This is a genomic window from Halomonas sp. ND22Bw (assembly GCF_003011945.1).
Taxonomy (GTDB): Bacteria; Pseudomonadota; Gammaproteobacteria; order Pseudomonadales; family Halomonadaceae; genus Halomonas; species Halomonas halophila.
Window position 1 is genome coordinate 1 of the sequence record NZ_PXWD01001666.1, and the last position, 240, is coordinate 240.

1 pseudogene is annotated in these 240 nt (G+C 64.2%); it reads left to right on the plus strand.

The window, feature by feature from the left end:
- Positions 1-9: 9 nt before the first annotated feature.
- Positions 10-240, plus strand: a pseudogene (locus tag CVH10_RS23930) (fatty-acid--CoA ligase); the annotation flags it as partial.

The window sequence follows — 240 nt, forward strand, 5'->3', positions numbered from 1 at the left end:
CTGGACGGCATGGAGCTCGCGATCCGCTCGGAGGGCGGAGAAATCCTTCCTCCGAACAGCGTCGGCGAGATCGTGGTACGCGGGCCGAACGTTATGGCGGGCTATCACAAGGCGCCCTACGACACGGCCGCCGCCATGGCCGATGGCTGGCTGCTGAGCGGCGACCTCGGATACATCGATACCGAAGGCTACGCCTTCATCGTCGATCGCAAGAAGGACGTCATCATCCGCGGCGGACAA